Raw genomic sequence first — 19574 nt, 5'->3', positions numbered from 1 at the left:
TTTAAAATTCAGTCATTCAAAACTCAATCATTTTAAATTCACTCATTATTAAGCTCTCGCGAGGCAGGTTATTTACACATTTGCCAATTTTTTAGCATTAAATTTCTATATTTCGAGCAAAATTGATCTAATTTAACCAAATACCTAAATAGTAACGCATGGATAAGAAAAGCCTTTTTAGTGAAATTAAGGCCTTAAGCATGATTAATTCTTTCTCCAAACACGAGCAATTGGTACAAGGAATCATCAACGGTTTGAATCATAAAATGATTGCCCGGGGAGATATATTACCCTCTGTAAATGAAATGATGAGAGAAACGGGTTTTGCCAAGGAAACGATAGGGAAGGCTTATAAAGAATTGATTAAGAGGGGTATTTTAGAATCAAAAAATAGAAGGGGGTACTTCGTCGCTACCGATAATACAGAGCAACACCTTAAGGTTTGCTTGTTAATGTATGCTTTTGATACTTTCCAGGAAACCTTTTACCAGCACTTCCGTAATCACCTGGGCGAGCACATTCAGGTCGACGTTTATTTTCACCACAATAATTTCAGTGTTTTCGAATCGATAATCAATAACAATAAAGGACAATACGGCTTATATGTTATTGCACCTATGGAAAGTAAGGAAGCCATTGATTTATTAGAAGAGCTTCCTAAAGATAAACTACTCATTGTAGACAGGTATGTAAAATTGAAGGGCGATTATTCTTACATCGTACAGGAATTTAAAAAGGCCTCTTACAATGCCTTTGAAGCATTAGCTCCTCAAATCAAAAAGTTCTCGGAGTTTGTTTTCTTTTTTAAACCCTCCTCTGCCGAGCCCGAAGAAGTTTTGGTTGCCTTTAAGAAATTTATTAAGGCTTATAACATCAACGGAAAGATTAAAAATCATTATGAATCGGGGAGTATAGAGGCCGGTAAGGTTTATTTTACCATTCATAATCTCGAATTGTGGGAAATCTTAAAAGACGCAAAGGTAAAAGGCCTGCAGGTGGGTAAAGATTTAGGCATTCTCTCACATAACGATGATAATGTTAAAGAGATCATTTTTGATGGCATTACCACGTTTTCGATTGATTTTGCAGAGATGGGCCGATTGGCGGCTGAATTTGTACTTAGCTTAACACCTGTTGCGGTGGTCATGGAAAATAAACTTATCAGAAGAAATTCTTTATAACAAATAAATTGGGAGCAATAGCGATTATCAGCTTTGTGTTGTTTACGGTTTTGGCCGCAACCATTTCTTATTTCAAGTCACGAAAAACGCAAAGATCTACCGTAACCGGATTTCTGTTTGCCAACAGAACCAATGGGTTTATCTTGATAGGCGCTTCATTATTTTTCAGCAATATCAGCGCCAATCAGTTTATTGGAGAGAATGAATCTGTGTACATCAATAACATGTCGGTAATTGGATGGGGAATTTCCTCCATTCTGGCGATGATTATCGTATCCGAATTTTTCATTCCCATCTACTTCAAAACCGGTATCCGGACCATTCCCGATTTTTTAGAAAAAAGATATGATCCACAGGCGAAAACCCTGGTTTCCGTGATTTTCCTTTTCAGTTACATCATCAATCTCCTGCCATCAGTATTGTATGGCGGTTCGGTTGCTTTTAGTAACCTGATCGATTTATCTGCCTTTAAGCTATCCTACTGGGAGAGTATTTGGATTTTTGTTTGGGTTATGGGGCTTATTGGTTCTATTTACACCATTTTAGGCGGATTTAAAGCCATAACCATTTCTGATACAGTACTCAGTGCAGGTATGTTGGTACTCATTGTGGCCTTACCTTACTACGGATTACGCTATTTAGGGCATGGCGATTTCTATACCGGACTTCACACCATACTATCGACTAAAAAGGAACATTTAAACGCTATTGGCAGCAGTAAAGATGCCGTACCTTTTCCAACACTTTTCACCGGCATGTTCATTATCAACCTGTATTACTGGGGCATGGAACAGTATATTATCCAGCAGGTGCTTGCCGCAAAAAGTTTGGAAGAAGGCCAAAAAGGCATTGCCTTAACTTGTTTTGCTAAACTACTTTGCCCCCTGTTAATTAATGTGCCCGGATTAATCGCCGTGCATGTATATCCCGCGTTAACCAATACCACTCAGGTTTTTCCCATGTTAATTAAGGATGTACTACCTCCTGTACTAACCGGACTTTCTGCCTGTGTATTGTTCGGAGCAGCCATTACCACTTTTAATGCGGGATTAAATAGTTCCAGTACTTTATTTATCCTAAACCTGTATAAGCCTTTTCAGGAGAAGCGAGGGAAGGAGTTATCGGATAAAAAGCTACTGCGCGTAGGCAGGCTATTCCAAATTGGTGTTTCGCTTTTTGCTATGACGTTTGCACCATTTATTATTTTCTCCAAAAATGGGTTTTACGAGTACCTTCAAAAAATAAGTGCCATATTTAGCTTACCAATCTTTACCATTATCTTTCTGGGCTTTATCACCAAAAAAATGCCGCCCATTGCAGCTAAAATCGGAATGATATTTTTTATTACCTGTTATGTATTAAGCGAATGGGTGTTTACCGTTCCGCTCCATTATTTGCACGTACTGGCCATCATTTTCGTGGTAACTGTTATACTCATGTTGAGCATATCCAGGTTTTATCCCAATCAAAAACCTTATCAACTGGTGCTCAATAATAATATTGAAATTGTACCATGGCATAAAAGACATTATTACCACATCGTTTTAATCGTACTCATGGCCCTGGTTTTCTTCCTCTTTTCACCCTATGTATTAGCCTAAGCAGCTAAAAAAATCTCTTATTTTCTCTAAGCGCTTGTATTATAATTTTTTTTACCTATAATTGCATACGGAAAAAGTAGGATAGTATAGTATAGGACAGTTGGAGTGATTGATAATGAGTATCATATTAATCAAAAAACCATGCCGGTACAATTATCCTGTTTTCCCTAACCAAAAAAACATTTTATGAGAAAATCTACAACTAACTACCAAAAAAGTACAGGGCTTCTATTTTTTTTAAGGGAGAGCAAATTGATTTTACACATTCTTCAAAGATCATAGTAGGATCAAAAACCAATCATTTCCAAAAAAAACTATTTGAATTCAACATTTAAAGGCTACAAAGCAAATGAAGCACTTATTTTTCTTTTGTGGGTATTTAACGATGCCCAACAGGATTAAAAATGCACTGATCGTAACTGGATCAATCGTGGCATTTTTCCTGATTTTTACCCCTGTAATTGGGGCAGCCCAGCAAACAACAAAGAAAACCATCACCGGAAAGGTTACCGATACGCTCGGGTTAGGTTTGCCAAGTGTGACCATTGCTGTGGTTAACAAAGCCAATGTAGGCACACAAACCGATGCCAACGGAAAGTTTGTATTGGATGTGGCGGTTGGCGATGTCATCCGGTTCTCGTATGTGGGCTACAAAGAACAGCGCATAACAATAGGATTATCCAGCGTGATCAACATCAAATTGCAGGAAGACAACCTGCTCTCAGAAGAAGTGGTGATCACGGCCCTGGGCCAAAAACAACGCAAGGAAGCTTTAGTTGGTTCGGTTACTACGGTTAAGGTAGCCAATCTTAAAATTCCATCAAGCAACTTAACCAATGCACTTTCAGGGCAGATTGCGGGGGTAATAGGCTATCAGCGCAGTGGGCAACCTGGACAAGATAACTCGCAGTTCTTTATCAGAGGGGTAACAACCTTCGGTTATAAGCAAGATCCATTGATTTTGATTGATAACGTAGAGCTCACCAGTTCAGATCTTGCCCGCTTACAGGTAGATGATATTGAAAGCTTTTCTATCTTAAAAGATGCCAGTGCCACCGCATTATACGGTGCGCGCGGTGCAAACGGTGTAATTTTGGTGAGTACCAAAAGTGGTAAGGAGGGAAAGGCCAAGATTAGCTTCAGGCTGGAGAATTCTTCTTCCCAATCTACCCAAAATCTCGAACTGGCAGATCCGATTAGCTATATGCGACTTTATAACGAAGCTAGTATTGGTAGAGGAATGGATCCTAAGTTCACACAGAATCAAATTATCAATACACAAGCTACAGTAAACAAAAGCCCAGGATATAATGAATATGTTTATCCTGCGGTAGATTGGTTGGGCTTATTGTTTAAAAAACGTACATCCACGCAAAGGGCCAACTTAAGTGTGAGTGGGGGTGGCGGTGTTGCCAGATACTACATTGCTGGTTCTTACAACCTGGATAATGGGGTGCTCAATCAGGATGAACGCAACAACAACGACAACAATGTTAAGTTTAAGAATTATCAGCTCCGTTCTAACATCAACATCGATTTAACCAAATCAACCGAATTAGTTGTAAGGTTAGCAGGAAATTTTAGTGAATATAATGGCCCTTTGGCTACAGACGGTGGATTTTCTACCGATTTGTATAATGTTGCCGTACACACCAGTCCGGTGCTGTTTCCAGCTTATTTTCCTGCCGATAAAGCCAATGCCAATGCACAGCATATTCTATTCGGAAATGTTGGGGGTACCGGCGTAAACAGTATACTCTACAACAACCCTTATGCGGCGCTTTTGCGTGGTCATAAAAATTCTTCCGAATCCCGGATGTCGGCGCAGTTTGAACTCAATCAAAAATTTGATTTCATAACCCAGGGATTGTCATTCAGGTCTATCTTCAGTACCAACCGGTATTCTTATTTTGATTCGCAAATGGCTTATTCGCCATTTTACTACAACGTAGGATCATATGATCGCCAAAGCAATCAATATGTGCTCAACTGGTTAAATTCCTCGGTGGTGAATAATGCACCGAATATTGCCCAGGAGTATCTAAGCTATAATGCAGGTGAGCCTAACATCAATACCTTTTTATACGGGCAGGCCGCTTTGAATTATGATCGTACTTTTGGTAATCATTCGGTAAGTGGGGTTTTAATTGGAACTGGCCAACAAACGGTATATAATAATGCCAAGGATCCTAAAACCGAACAGCGAACGTTACAGTACTCACTTCCATACCGTAATATCGGTTTAGCGGGAAGGCTGACCTATTCCTACAAGGGAAAATATTTCTTAGAATCTAACTTTGGCTATAATGGCTCTGAACGTTTTTCAGAAAACCATCGCTTTGGCTTTTTCCCAACCATTGGTGCAGGATGGATTGTATCTAATGAGAAGTTTTGGAGTGGATTTTCAAACGTTGTTAATCGCTTAAAATTAAGAGGAAGCTTTGGTTTAGTGGGTAATGATGCCATTGGTTCTCAACGTTTCTTCTACAAATCTGATGTAAATCTGAATGGTGGTGGAAACTATGCAGAGTTTGGGTTTAATAAGGGTTCTAACCGCCCTGGTGTATACATCAATAGCTATGAGAATACCGATATTACCTGGGAAACTTCAAGGCAAACGAATATTGCACTCGAAATGACCCTGTTCAAAAACATGAACATCATTGCAGAGGTATACAATAATTTGCGCTACAATATCTACATGATTCGCAAGAATGTACCGAGTACCTTAGGCTTAGAGGCTATTGATCCGAAAACAGGCGTTCCGGATATCGGTGCCAACATCGGTAAGGCACGTTCAAGAGGAATAGATCTGTCGTTGGATTACAAATTCAATGTAAACGATTTTTCTTTCGCTGTGCGCTCTAACCTCACATTTGCCAAAAACAAATACATTAACTACGAAGAGCCACAATGGGCTGAAGCTTACCGCTATACCACTGGTCAGGCCATTAGCAGAAACTATGGTTACATTGCCGAGCGCTTATTTGTAGATGATAAAGAGGTGGCGAACTCGCCAACTCAGATTTTCTCTACCGGAGGTAAGCCACCAAGGGGTGGAGACATTAAGTACAGAGATTTAAACAACGACGGAAAAATTGATGATGGTGATAAAGCTTACATCGGTTTCCCGCAATCGCCAGAAATTGTTTACGGTTTTGGTTTTAGCTCCTCGTACAAAGGATTTGACCTTTCGGCTTTCTTTACCGGGCAAGATAGAATGACATTTTTTATCGACCCGAGAAAGGTGAGTCCTTTTGTACCGAGCGATCAGGAATGGATTTTAGGTAATACACAACTGTTAAAGGATTTTGCTGCCGATCATTGGTCGCCAGAAAACCAGAACCTGTATGCCCTTTATCCAAGGCTGGCAGTTAACCCTGTAGATTTAGAAAACAACGCACAAACCAGTACCTGGTGGATGAGAAATGGCCGGTTACTACGTTTGAAATCTGTAGAAATTGGTTACACACTACCACAACAGTTTTCTAAAAAAATTAAACTTTCATCTGCCCGGATTTATTTTAACGGATTGAACCTGTTAACCTGGAGCCCTTTCAAAATGTGGGATCCGGAGCAAGGCGGAAATGGCTTTGCCTACCCAATTCAAAAAGTATTCAATGTTGGTCTTAACGTAACCCTGTAATGAAAAAAGCTTTAAAATATACCTGCGTTATTATCTTGTTGTTAACAGGAGCATCCTGCAAAAAATACCTTGATATTACTCCAGATAACCTGGGGACGCTTGATTATGCCTTTAGAAATAGAAACGAAGCAGAAAACTACCTTTATTCCTGCTACGCCTACCTTCAGCGCATGGCCGATGTTTCGTCTAATCCTGGATTTACCACTTCCTCCGAATTGATCTATTCTAATACACTGGATAATTATCAGGGATTCAATCGGACGGGATTTAACTTGCTTCGTGGAAACCAAACGGCTGCAAATCCAGGTTTAAATGCCTGGGATGGACAGGAAGGCAGTTATAGCCTTTTCCGATCTATCAGAATTTGTAACATCATGCTGGAAAATATCGATAAACCCATCGATTTGTCAGAAACGGAGAAGAAAAGATGGATTGCAGAAACCAAATTCTTAAAGGCGTATTATCACTATGTGCTTTTTAAAATGTATGGCCCAATTCCGTTGATCAAAACCAATTTATCCATTTCTAGCACTACAGACGAGGTACGGATTAAAAGAGCAACAGTAGACGAAAGTGTGGCTTATATTGTATCACTTCTAGATGAAGCAGCTCCGGATCTTCCGCCAGTCATCACCAGTCAGGCCACGGAGCTTGGACGGGTAACCAGCGTAATTGCCTTATCGGTAAAAGCAGAAGTGTTAACCACTGCGGCAAGTCCCTTGTTTAATGGTAATCCAGATTATGCAGGCTTTAAGGATAAAGATGGAGTAGCTTTATTTCCAGCTGCTTTCGATGCGCAGAAATGGAGAAGAGCAGCCGATGCCGCGAAAGTGGCAATCACTGCTGCAGAAGCCCAGGGTATTAAATTATATACTTTTATTGCACCAGCAACGGTAGGTAAATTGTCTGATTCGTTAAAGGTAACGTTAGACGTTCAGAATGCCGTAACCGAACGCTGGGAGCTAAATAATGAAGTGATTTGGGCCACCAACCCCGAATTTGCTCACCAGGGTTTTGCTACACCGAGGTTAACCCCAAAATCGGCTGTAAATGCCTTCTCTAATCCTTCTACTTTTTCTGCACCAATAGCTACCCAGGAACTTTTTTACACGGCTAATGGTGTACCAATCAACGAAGATAAAACCTGGGATTACACCGGAAGAAATACCATTAAAACCGGAGATTTTGCCAGCAGATATTATATCAAAGAAGGTTATGAAACTATAAAGGGACATTTCGGCAGAGAAGCCCGCTTTTATGCAGACATCGCTTTTGATGGCGGAATCTGGTTTGGAAATGGCCGTTATAACCAGGACGATAACAGCAATCCATTGTACCATGTTTCTGCAAGAGGAAATGGCCTGGCTGCACCCAGTGATAACATCAGGCTGAATATTACAGGCTACTGGCCTAAAAAACTGGTGAGTTATGCCTCAGTATATGATGATGGTTTTCAACAATCACAGTTTAGGTTGCCTATTATCAGGTTAGCCGGATTGTACCTCCTTTATGCCGAGGCATTAAACGAGGTAAACGGGCCAACTGCTGAGGTTTTCTCTTACCTGGACTTGGTGAGAAAAAGGGCAGGGCTAAAAGGTGTTCAGGAATCATGGGCAGCTTTTTCCAGAACGCCTGCTAAATTTAATACCAAGGATGGCCTGAGGCAGATTATCCATCAGGAAAGAAGAATTGAACTGTGTTTTGAAGCGCAAAGCGGATGGGACCTTCGCCGCTGGAAGGAACTCCAATCGGTACTTACCGCGCCAATTCAAGGATGGAGTATCAATAATGCCGATGCTGTAAATTATTATCGCCCGGTTACCCAATTTATCCCTGTTTTTGGAATTAAAGATTACTTGTGGCCAATTAAAAGCTATGATTTGATTGTAAATCCAAATTTGGTCCAAAATCCATTGTGGTAATAAAATATTTAAGCTAAATGAAGATGAAAAATATTAAAAACAGCCTGTTGATGGTAATCATGTTTTCTGTTGCCATACTAACAGCTTGCGAGAAGATGGAGGATTATAATGATCCAGCTTCAACAGATATGACTAAACCCGATGTGGTAAGCAATATCAAGGTCGATAATTTTAATGGAGGAGCATACATTACTTATACGCTTCCCAATTCTAAAAACCTTTTGTATGTTCTGGCACGTTATAAAATAAATGGCGTTACCACCCGGGAAACAAAATCCAGCTATTATTCTGATTCGATTATGGTGGATGGTTTTGCAAAGAAGCAAGCTTATGATGTTACGCTTTATGCGGTAAGCAGGGCTGATGTAAAATCAGATCCTGTTGTGGTGAAGGTAAATCCGGATACCCCACCTTATCTCTTATTTAAGCCAACAGTTGATGCACAAGCAGATTTTGGCGGTTTTAAAATTACGGGGAATAACGCTTTGAAAAACAATTTAGGGATTATCTTACTGGGCGTGGGTGCCGGAGAGACATCAGATGTGATTGATCAGCACTACACCAAATTACCTGTGGTAGATTACTCCGTTCGGGGATACGAACCCGTACCTAAGAAAATAGGTTACTACGTAATGGATAGCTTTGGAAATATCTCCGATACGACCTATAAAACAATCACACCATTTTTTGAAACGCTACTGGATAGAAATAAATTCTCTGCTTATCGATTACCTTCAGATGGGGTAATTGCCTATGGCTGGGACCTTCCATATTTGTGGGATGGCAAAACGGATGGTAGTTCTAATGGTTGGCATACCGAACCAGGAGCGCCTATGCCGGCAATTGCCACATTTGGTTTAGGGGTTAGTGCTAAGCTAAGCCGTTTCGTTTTATGGGAAAGACCAGATGGTTCTGATAAATTTGCCTTTGGCCACGGAAATCCAAAAGTATTTTCGATCTGGGGTTCTAATGTTGCTGCTCCGCGTGATGCCAAACTTCCGCTTTCTGCCGCCGAAGGAACCGTAATTGGCGATTGGACCAATATGGGCAATTACAATTATCCAGATCCACCTTCGGGCGCAAAACCGGTAGCCCACACCGCTGCCGATAACGATTTTGTTAAGGCTGGAGTGAGTTTCAATTTGCCCCTGGCTAGTCCTAAAGTGAGGTTTGTTCGCCTTTCGGTTAGCAGCACCTGGTCTAGCGGAACATTTGCTCATGCTATGGAAATGGCTTTCTATGGCGATCCAAGATAGGTTTAGAAAAGTAATTGATCTTAATATCATTTCAAGATGAAAAGTATTTATAAAAATATTGGTTTGATAGCCTTACTCATTGCAGTATTGATTGGCTGTACCAAAGATGATCTTGCTTTTAAAGATTATCTAAAAGATGGAGAAATCGTTTATCCGGGGCGTGTGGCAAACATCATCAGCAAGCCTGGTAATCTGCGTACCGCATTATGGTGGAATCCAAGTCCCGACCCAAGCATAAGTAAATATGTAGTGTATTGGAACAATAATGCCGATTCTGTAGTGGTGCAGGCTACCAGCCATAAACCAACAGATACCATTAAGGTTACCATTCCCAATTTAAGGGAATACACCTATAATTTTACGATCTATTCTTATGATGGTAAAGGCAATCGCTCTATTCCGATAGAAGCCAAAAATATCAGGGTTTTTGGCCCATTGTACCAATCTGCCTTACTTAACAGGCCGTATAATGCCACAACGCCTTATGTGGTAAACAGTAATGGTTCCGTTCAGTTAAATTTTAATACCCCAGACACGATTAATGTTTCGACGGTAATTAAGTACACCAACACGGCAAATGTGGTTTCAGAGAAAATTTTGTTGCCGAAAGACAATTCCCTGGTACTTGCTGATTATAAACTAGGTACAGAGATACAGTACAAGTCGTCGTATATCCCCGGACAGGGTTCTTTAGATGTGTTTGCGGTTTCAGACTATTCTGTTTTTCCAAGGATTTTTACGCTCGAACAGTGTGATAAGTCGTTGTTTAGAGAGGTACGATTGCCAAATGATGTGAACTATTACGAATCAGGAACCAGTATCAGTAAGCTTTGGGATGGCAGCGTTGGACCACAAGGGTATCCAAATATTTTCCATAGTGATGGCAGCTACATCGCGCATGTGCTTACTTTCGACCTGGGTAAAAGTTATGCTAATTTAGCTCAAATGGAAGAAACCGGACGGGATTGCTGTAACAACCCTGATAAGTTTGAAGTTTGGGGAATTAACGATATTAGCAATGCCGCTACCACATTAAGAGCAGATAATGCAGGCTGGAAAGCAGAAGCCATTGCAAAAGGCTGGACTTTGTTGAAAGAGGTTAGCCGTACGGATGACGGGAAAAATGCAATGAAATTTGACTTGCTTGCTGATCCACCTCCGGTAAGATATATCCGCATCAGGGTGTTGCATACCGTAACCGGATCGGGATACAGTAATATGAGTGAATTAACCTTTTGGAATAAACAATAGATGCCTGATTTTCACCTGTAGTATGTTAATTTACAGGTGAAAATTAATTTGAATATTTTTAAACTAACCAGTACAATGATGCAAACCAGACTAAAAGTAGGTTTTTTAATCACTTTTACCTTCCTTTCTACACAGCTTATAGCACAAGAGAAATTACGCTTATGGTACGATAAGCCTGCGCAAAAGTGGGAAGAAACGCTCGCTTTGGGTAATGGCCGTTTGGGTATGATGCCCGATGGCGGTGTAAAATCTGAAAATATTGTTTTAAACGACATTACACTTTGGTCTGGTGCGCCACAGGATGCCAATAATTATGAAGCCAATAAAAGCCTTCCTGAAATTAGAAGGTTAATTTTAGAAGGGAAGAATGATGAAGCCCAGGATTTAGTGAACAAGAATTTTATTTGTAAGGGCGAGGGCTCTGGGGGTGCAAATTATGGTTGTTTCCAGGTGTTGGGAAATTTAAAGATCGATTATCAATACGCCAATCAAAATGTAAACCCAAGCGAGTATTACAGGGAGCTTTCACTTGATCGTGCCGTAGCTAAAACCACTTTTAAGGTTAAGGATATTACCTATACACGTGAGTACTTCACCAGTTTCGATAATGATGTGAGCATCATCCGTCTTACTGCTTCTAAGCCTAAACAACTCGGCATTGAACTTTCTATTTCAAGACCAGAACGTGCTGATACCCGGGTAGAAAATGGTGTGTTAGAACTTTTTGGTCAGCTGCATAATGGCATCGATGGTAAAGGGATGCGTTACTCTGCCAAGGTAAAAGTGGTAACCAGCGATGGAACACAGCAGGTTAACAAAAATACGATTCAGGTTAAAGATGCATCAGCTATATTGATATACATTTCTGCAGGAACGGATTTTAAAGATGCTGATTTTAAGACCAGGCAAAACCAGCGTTTAGCCAAAGCAAGTGCCAGAAAATATACGGAGGAACTTTCAGGGCATATTCGCAACTACCAGAAGCTTTTTAATCGCTTAAGTTTAAACATTGATGGCACAAGCAACGATCAGGTTCCAACCAATCAGCGTTTAATTAATTATCACGCCAGGCCACAGGACGACAATGGTTTCCCGGTGCTTTTTTATCAGTTTGGACGTTATTTAAGCATTTGTAGCACCCGGGTAGGTTTGTTACCCCCTAATTTGCAGGGACTTTGGGCAAACCAGATCCGTACACCCTGGAATGGCGATTATCACCTTGATGTGAATATTCAAATGAACCAATGGCCTGTAGAGGTGAGTAACCTTTCAGAACTGAACTTGCCACTGGCAGATTTGGTGGCGGGAATGGTTAAACCTGGAGAACGAACAGCAAAAGCTTATTACAATGCCAATGGATGGATAGCCCATGTCATTACCAATGTTTGGGGATTTACCGAGCCCGGAGAAAGCGCTTCGTGGGGTGCATCAAATGCAGGTTCGGGTTGGTTGTGCAACAACCTTTGGGATCATTATGCTTTCAGTAACGATAAAAACTACCTCAAAAAAATATATCCGATTTTAAAAGGATCGGCTCAGTTTTATGCTGATGCTTTGATTAAAGATCCACAAACAGGCTGGCTGGTTACCGCACCTTCTGTTTCTCCCGAAAATACTTTTTATCTGCCTAATGGTAAAACTGCCAGTATTTCTATGGGACCAACCATCGATAATCAAATTGTAAGAGAACTTTTTACCAATGTAATTGATGCCGCAAAAGAATTAGGAGTTGATGCAGACTTTAGAAAAAGTTTGTTAGAGAAATTGAAATCAGTTCCCCCTGCCGGAAATATCAGTGCGGATGGTAGAATAATGGAATGGATCAGAGATTATAAGGAAACCGATCCACAACACCGTCATATTTCTCATTTGTATGGTCTTTATCCAGCATCGCTGATAACCCCAAGCAAAACACCTGCCCTGGCAGAGGCAGCCAAGAAAACCCTCGAGGTTAGGGGAGATGATGGACCAAGCTGGTCTATTGCCTATAAATTGTTGTTTTGGGCAAGGTTGCAGGATGGCGAACGCGCACAAAAATTACTGGTAGAATTGTTGAAGCCAACCGAAAGGACAGATATTAATTACGGTGCCGGAGGTGGTATTTATCCCAATTTGCTTTCTGCGGGTCCGCCTTTTCAAATCGACGGCAACTTTGGTGCAACTGCCGGCATAGCCGAAATGTTGATCCAAAGCCATGAGGGGTATATCGAATTTTTACCTGCTGTTCCTGCCAATTGGAAATCGGGTGGTAAGGCAAAGGGAATTCGCGCAAGAGGCAACTTTACGGTAGATATGGAATGGAAAGCTGGCAAGGTGGTAAATTATAAAATTACCTCAAAGCAGCCACGTAAAGTAAAAATTAAGGTAAATGGCGTGGTTAAAGAGATAGTGGCAGCAAAAATATAATGATGAAATATTTATCAACCAGCAGCATACTGATGGTAGTTTTGGTGCTCTTTTTGAGTGTGAAAACGACGGCGCAGGAGATTTCCTTTGGAAAGAACGGCATCATCAAAATTGATCGCGGGCAGGGGAATATCAGTGCCTGGCTAAATGGCCAGGAAATCGCATCAAATATCACTTCATCGTTAGAAATTGATGGAAAGACAGTTAAATCCAGCCAGTATACTAGTCGCAGTTATTCTAATCAGGCTTACAGCGATGCTTTGGGCAAGGGAAGGAAACATGTGATCAAGCTTTCAGGGGTTGGTCTTCCCAACCTCCAACAGGTTATTTATACCTATCCGGGCCATAATTATTTCGTGATGCAGTTGGTTGTTACCGGAGAAAATTTAAAAACGAACCACATCATTCCAATTCATGCATCGCTTAAGGCAGGTTTGGAAAATCCGGATTTAACCACCTTAATCGCGCCCTTTGATAATGATACTTTTATCAGCTATGAAGCGAAAAGCTGGGCTCAAACAGATCAATCCATCAGCGCAGAGCTAGGTGTTTTATACAGCAATGCTACTCGTAATGGGCTGGTAATGGGTTCGTTGCAACAGGCCGACTGGAAAACAGGAATTAAAACGCAAAAGCAAAACGCAAATGCCGAAATGAGTGCTATTTGTGGTTATACCGCTTATGAATTAACCAGAGATCGACTGGCACATGGTTTTTTAAGTGGAAATACCATTGCTTCAGCTAAAGTATTGTTTGGTTATTTTCCGGATTGGCGCCTGGGTATGGAAGAGTTTGCCAAAGCAGTTAAAGCCAACCAAACCAGAGTAGTTTTTAAATGGAACAAGCCCACGCCAATCGGTTGGAACAGTTGGGGCGTAATGCAGGAAAAAATATCTCAGGAGAAAGCCATGAAGGTGGTCGATTTTTTTGCCGATAGTTTAAAAAATTTTAGAAATGATGGTGTATGTTTTGTTGATCTGGATTCTTACTGGGATAACCTGGTGCAGCATGAAGATTATTCCAAACTCAAAGCATTTGCCGATTACTGCAAAAGCAAGGGGCTAAAACCCGGTATTTACTGGGCACCCTTTACCGATTGGGGTTTTGCTGCCGGAGGCGATCGTAAGGCAAATGGTGTAGATTACAATTTTTCAGAAATGTGGACTAAAATAGGCAAGGGCTACCACGATTTTGATGGGGCCAGAGCATTAGATCCTACCCATCCGGGCACTTTGCAGCGGATAAAATATATGATCGGGAAGTTTAAAGCCTGTGGTTTTGAGATGATTAAAATAGACTTTTTAGGTCATGCTGCGGTAGAATCCGATCATTTTTATAATGCCAAAATTCAAACTGGTATGCAGGCTTACCGATTTGGAATGGATTTTTTACTCCAGGAACTGGATAATAAAATGTTAGTGTATGCAGCAATATCACCAAGCCTGGCCACAGCTCCATATGTGCATGTAAGGCGAATTGCCTGCGATGCTTTTAAATCTATTAACGATACTAAATACACCCTAAATAGTGTAACCAATGGCTGGTGGCAAACCCATCTTTATGATTATGTAGATGGCGATCATGTAGTGTTGGGTACAGAATCTTACGAAACCAATGTTTCCAGGATGCTTTCAGCAATAGTTACGGGTACTTTTATCTGTGGCGATGATTTTTCGCAGCATGGCCCCTGGACTGAAAGGGCTAAAAAATTATTCCAAAATCAGGAAGTGTTAGCGGTTTTAAAAGATGGAAAAGCCTTTCAGCCGGTAGAAGGGGCGCTTCAAAAAGAAGCTTCCAACTTGTTTATAAAGCATTTTGGAAATAAGAAATACCTGGCCATATTCAATTACAACAAAACAGCGCAGGAAATTCCAATCCATTTTGAGCGCTTAAATATTGCAGGAAGTTTTGTTGAAGCTAAAGAACTAATCAGCGGAACACCGTATCACATTCAAAATCATACTACTATTAAACTGCAACCTGAGCAGGCTATTTTACTCCAGGTTTCATCATCACATTAATCTATCTATCAATAACCTAAACAAAATAAAATGTACAGATCTGTTCGTCTTAGAAAAGTCTCCCGAGCTACAGTTTTACTCGTTTCATTACTTTTTACGGGAAAGCTCAGTAAGGCTCAAACCATTATTCCCATCGAAACCGAAAATCAGGCACTGGTATTGAAAGCCGTTAACGGTGGCGATGTTACCATTCAATATTTTGGTCAGAAGCTAGTCTCAACAAAGGAGTATGGGTTAATTGGTGGCACTTATAAGCAAACAGAAGATTATACCGGTCAACTAAATTCAGTTTACACACCATCAGGTTCGAGAAATTTACTGGAGCCTGCCATTTCGGTGGTACACAGTGATGGGAATAATAGCTTGAACCTTTCCTATGTTTCACACGAAACCAGAAAGATCAACGATAATACCAGCTTAACCAAGATCCTCTTAAAAGATCCAGCCTATAATTTTCAGGTGGAGCTATATTATCAGTCGTACTTTAAAGAGAATGTTTTTGAGCAATGGACGGAAATTAAACACCAGGAGAAGGGCAATGTCATATTGCAGAAATTTGCATCAGCTAATCTTCATTTGAAGGCCAAAGATTATTACCTGAAGCAATATCATGGCGATTGGGCCTTAGAAATGCAGCCTGAGGAAAGTCGCATTACCCACGGGATTAAAACTTTAGATAGTAAGCTGGGTACAAGAGCCAATCTTTTCCAACCTTCTGTTTTTATGGTTTCACTGGATGCACCTGCTACAGAAAATAATGGAAGCGTGCTTTATGGGGCAATGGAATGGAGCGGTAATTTTAGGATAGATCTGGAAGTAGATTACCAGGATAACCTTCGCATAATTGCCGGAATGAACAATTATGCCTCTCCCTATAAATTAAAACCTAATGAGGCTTTTGTAACCCCGAAATTCCTGTACACTTTTTCTAATCAGGGTAAGGGCGCCGCCAGCAGACAATTACAAAACTGGGCACGTAACTATCAGATTTTGGATGGAAAGGGAGACCGTTTAACGTTACTGAACAACTGGGAAGCCACTTATTTCGATTTTAACGAGCAGGTGCTTGCCGCTTTGCTGAAAGATACCAAGAAGCTGGGGGTAGATCTATTTTTACTGGATGATGGTTGGTTTGGTAATAAATATCCGCGAAATAGCGATCGCGTGGGCTTAGGCGATTGGCAGGAAAATAAAAGCAAGTTACCAAACGGAATCTCCTCACTGGTTAAAGAAGCCGAAGGAAATGCGGTAAAGTTTGGGATCTGGATAGAACCTGAAATGGTTAGCCCGAAAAGTGAACTTTATGAAAAACATCCGAGTTGGGTAATTAAACAACCTAAAAGGGCAGAGCATTATTTCAGAAATCAATTGGTTCTGGATTTAAGTAATCCTGAGGTACAGGATTTTGTGTTCGGAATTGTTGATGGTCTTTTTACTAAAAATCCTTCGTTATCATATATCAAATGGGATTGTAATGCCGTAATTTACAATGCTTATTCCGCCCATTTAAAAGAAAATCAGGCTGCCTTTTACATCGATTATGTGAAAGGTTTGTATCGTGTTTTAGAAAGAATACGAACCAAATATCCTAAAGTGCCGATGATGTTATGCTCCGGTGGAGGTGGAAGGGTAGATTATGCCGCCCTGAAATATTTTACCGAATTCTGGCCAAGCGATAATACCGACCCCATGGAAAGAATCTTCATGCAATGGGAATATTCGTATTTCTATCCTGCCATTAGCAGCGCTAACCACGTTACCGACTGGGGAAAACAACCCATCAAATTCAGAACAGATGTGGCCATGATGGGCAAGCTGGGCTTTGATATTGTGGTATCGAAATTACCCGAAAAAGATTTGCTGTTTTGCCAGGAGGCGATAAAAAATTATAATGTACTTAAAACGGATATCTGGCAGGGAGACCAATATCGCCTGGCTAATCCAAGAGAGGGAAGTGTAGCGGCCATGTTGTATCTGAATGCAGATAAAGCATCGGGGGTGGTTTTTAATTATCTGGTGAATAACCGATATGAAGAAAAGAGTAAATTGCCTATTAAAATGCAGGGGCTCAATCCCAATAAAAATTACAAACTAACAGAGATCAATCTTTATCCGGGAACTAAAAGCACTTTGGATGCGACCCAGGTTTACAGTGGCGATTTCTTAACGAAAATTGGTTATAATCCAAACGTTAACGCAAGCAGAACCAGTGTAGTGCTTAAACTAGAGGAGGTAAAATAATGAATTTAAAATCGGCGGCAATTATTATTGTAGCGACATTTCTCTTAAATAGTTTTAATCTTTCAGCGAAGATTACCCTTCCTGCTGCACTTGGCTCCAACATGGTTTTGCAGCAAAAAACAAAGGTTACGCTTTGGGGAAAGGCAACACCAGCAAAAAATGTCACTGTAAAATGCTCCTGGAACAAATTATCCTATGCGGTTAAAAGTAATGCAGTTGGCAAATGGGAGATTAAGGTGGCTACACCTGCATATGGAGGCCCGTATACCATTACTATTTCTGATGGCGAAGTATTGACCTTAAACAATGTGATGATTGGGGAGGTTTGGTTTTGCTCTGGCCAATCCAATATGGAAATGCCTTTGGCACGCTGGGGAAAGGTAAATAACTATGAGGAAGAGATCCGTCAGGCCAATTATCCCAATATCAGATTGCTTCAGGTTAACCATGTAACGGCTGATTTGCCCATTGAAGAGGCGAGCATTTCTTCTGGAGGCTGGCAAAACTGCTCGCCAAATACGATCTCTGAATTTTCATCTACCGCGTATTTCTTTGCAAGAGAAGTTTATAAAAATACAGGTATTCCCATTGGCTTAATTCATGCTTCATGGGGTGGTACAATTGCTGAGGCCTGGACAAGTGCCCAAACGCTTAAAACACTTCCAGATTTTAAAGCAGAAACCGAACGCATTCAAACTGAGGCATTGCTGAACAAAAATGTAGATAAAGAGAAATTACAAGAAAACTGGGAGAAAAAGGTTAGGGAATCAGACCTCGGGTTTAGTGGCGGTAAATATACTTGGACTACTGATGCTACCGAAAAAGATTGGAGTAGAATGACTGTTCCTGCATTGTGGGAAGATACTGCACTGCCCGGGTTTGATGGTATTGTTTACCTTAAAAGGAAGATTGTAATTATCGAGCAGCCGAAAGAAGATGCAAAACTCAGCCTGGCGCAAATTGATGATAACGACATGACCTTTTTAGATGGTAAACTTATAGGTGAAACTGTAGGTTACAACCAAAATAGAAAATATAAAATTCCAGCTGCAAGTTTAACCCCTGGCGAGCATTTATTGGTGGTTCGTGTAATGGATAGTGGCGGCGGCGGCGGAATTTATGGCGAAAAAAGTCAGGTGTTTCTAGATTTGGGCAATGCCGGTAAAATAGATTTGAGTGGAGATTGGCTTTATCGTGTAGCCCTGGATTTAAAAAAGGTTGGTCCTTCACCTTCATCTAACCAAACCGCTAACCGGCCTACCGTATTGTTTAATGCGATGGTAAATCCTTTTCTGAAATACACCATCAAAGGCGCGATCTGGTATCAAGGCGAGTCGAATGCCGAACGTGCAGCGCAATACCGTACACTTTTTCCTTCTCTGATAAAAGATTGGCGTAGACATTGGAACATAGGTGATTTCCCTTTCCTCTTTGTTCAATTGGCCAATTTTAAAGCGAAAACTTCCACCCCTGGTGACTCACAATGGGCAGAACTTAGGGATGCGCAATTGAATACGTTGGCACTTCCAAATACTGGCATGGCGGTAACCATTGATATTGGCGATTCTCAGGATATTCATCCCAAAAACAAGCAAGAGGTGGGCAAGCGTTTGGCCTTAATTGCACTGGCTAAGGTATATGGAAAGCATATTGCTTATTCTGGTCCTCAGTATAGCAGCATGAAAGTGGTTAATCAGTCTGTTGAACTTAGTTTCAATTTTGCCGAGCAACTCAAATCTACCGGAAAAAGCCTAACCGGATTTTCAATTGCAGGCCAAGACCGTAAATTCTACTGGGCAGATGCAAAAATTATTGGCGATAAGATTATCGTAAGCGCTCCCGATGTGCCTCATCCGGTAGCGGTACGGTATGGCTGGGCAGATAATCCAGAGGCAAACCTGACCAACAAATCGGGCTTACCCGCCACGCCTTTTAGAACGGATGATAATTAATGAGTGAATTAGAGAATGATTGAATGAGAGTCTGTATTAGAACAGTTTACTAAATTTAATTGCTCACTCCAGTAAAGTTGAATAATTATTTATTAAG

10 protein-coding genes are annotated in these 19574 nt (G+C 40.8%); all 10 read left to right on the top strand.

Annotated features, from left to right (window positions below; translation table 11 throughout):
- The first annotated feature begins 158 nt into the window (after positions 1–158).
- Positions 159–1181, top strand: a complete 1023-nt coding sequence (locus BMX11_RS12265) for a GntR family transcriptional regulator (protein WP_090884651.1) — start codon at positions 159–161, stop codon at positions 1179–1181.
- A gap of 8 nt (positions 1182–1189) precedes the next feature.
- On the top strand, positions 1190–2782 hold the full coding sequence (locus BMX11_RS12260) for a solute:sodium symporter family transporter (protein WP_090884650.1): 1593 nt from the start codon (positions 1190–1192) through the stop codon (positions 2780–2782).
- A gap of 349 nt (positions 2783–3131) precedes the next feature.
- Positions 3132–6428 carry a SusC/RagA family TonB-linked outer membrane protein gene (locus BMX11_RS12255; protein WP_245738652.1) on the top strand — a complete coding sequence of 1099 codons (3297 nt, stop codon included), beginning with the start codon at positions 3132–3134 and terminating at the stop codon, positions 6426–6428.
- Positions 6428–8350 (top strand): RagB/SusD family nutrient uptake outer membrane protein, encoded by a 1923-nt coding sequence (locus BMX11_RS12250; RefSeq protein WP_090884646.1) that lies wholly within the window; start codon positions 6428–6430, stop codon positions 8348–8350. The genes BMX11_RS12255 and BMX11_RS12250 overlap by 1 nt, the downstream gene beginning before the upstream one ends.
- 23 nt (positions 8351–8373) lie before the next feature.
- Positions 8374–9606, top strand: a complete 1233-nt coding sequence (locus tag BMX11_RS12245) for a DUF5000 domain-containing lipoprotein (RefSeq protein WP_090884755.1) — start codon at positions 8374–8376, stop codon at positions 9604–9606.
- Positions 9607–9642: 36 nt separating this feature from the next.
- Entirely contained in the window at positions 9643–10857 is a 1215-nt protein-coding gene (locus BMX11_RS12240; RefSeq protein ID WP_090884644.1) for a DUF4998 domain-containing protein, read from the top strand.
- A gap of 75 nt (positions 10858–10932) precedes the next feature.
- Positions 10933–13263: a glycoside hydrolase family 95 protein gene (locus tag BMX11_RS12235; RefSeq protein ID WP_090884642.1), complete on the top strand. Its 2331-nt coding sequence runs from the start codon at positions 10933–10935 to the stop codon at positions 13261–13263.
- Entirely contained in the window at positions 13263–15284 is a 2022-nt protein-coding gene (locus tag BMX11_RS12230; RefSeq protein WP_090884639.1) for an alpha-amylase family protein, read from the top strand. The genes BMX11_RS12235 and BMX11_RS12230 overlap by 1 nt, the downstream gene beginning before the upstream one ends.
- A gap of 30 nt (positions 15285–15314) precedes the next feature.
- A complete protein-coding gene (locus BMX11_RS12225; RefSeq protein WP_090884637.1) occupies positions 15315–17525 on the top strand; it encodes an alpha-galactosidase in 2211 nt (736 codons plus the stop codon).
- Positions 17525–19477, top strand: coding sequence for a sialate O-acetylesterase (locus BMX11_RS12220; protein ID WP_090884630.1), 1953 nt, complete (start codon positions 17525–17527; stop codon positions 19475–19477). Before BMX11_RS12225 ends, BMX11_RS12220 begins: the two co-directional genes overlap by 1 nt.
- The last annotated feature ends 97 nt before the right edge of the window (positions 19478–19574 follow it).

Origin of the sequence: Pedobacter rhizosphaerae, from assembly GCF_900111155.1 — a bacterium.
Classification (GTDB): domain Bacteria; phylum Bacteroidota; class Bacteroidia; order Sphingobacteriales; family Sphingobacteriaceae; genus Pedobacter; species Pedobacter rhizosphaerae.
Note: the sequence above shows the minus strand (reverse complement) of the source record. Positions and strands in the feature narration are given on the sequence as shown.

What these genes read in the sequence shown, in the direction of transcription:
- BMX11_RS12265 (WP_090884651.1), top strand. Translation starts at nt 159, where the DNA reads ATGGATAAGAAAAGCCTTTTTAGTGAAATTAAGGCCTTAAGCATGATT.
- BMX11_RS12255 (WP_245738652.1), top strand. Translation starts at nt 3,132, where the DNA reads ATGAAGCACTTATTTTTCTTTTGTGGGTATTTAACGATGCCCAACAGG.
- BMX11_RS12250 (WP_090884646.1), top strand. Translation starts at nt 6,428, where the DNA reads ATGAAAAAAGCTTTAAAATATACCTGCGTTATTATCTTGTTGTTAACA.
- BMX11_RS12245 (WP_090884755.1), top strand. Translation starts at nt 8,374, where the DNA reads ATGAAAAATATTAAAAACAGCCTGTTGATGGTAATCATGTTTTCTGTT.
- BMX11_RS12240 (WP_090884644.1), top strand. Translation starts at nt 9,643, where the DNA reads ATGAAAAGTATTTATAAAAATATTGGTTTGATAGCCTTACTCATTGCA.
- BMX11_RS12235 (WP_090884642.1), top strand. Translation starts at nt 10,933, where the DNA reads ATGATGCAAACCAGACTAAAAGTAGGTTTTTTAATCACTTTTACCTTC.
- BMX11_RS12230 (WP_090884639.1), top strand. Translation starts at nt 13,263, where the DNA reads ATGATGAAATATTTATCAACCAGCAGCATACTGATGGTAGTTTTGGTG.
- BMX11_RS12225 (WP_090884637.1), top strand. Translation starts at nt 15,315, where the DNA reads ATGTACAGATCTGTTCGTCTTAGAAAAGTCTCCCGAGCTACAGTTTTA.
- BMX11_RS12220 (WP_090884630.1), top strand. Translation starts at nt 17,525, where the DNA reads ATGAATTTAAAATCGGCGGCAATTATTATTGTAGCGACATTTCTCTTA.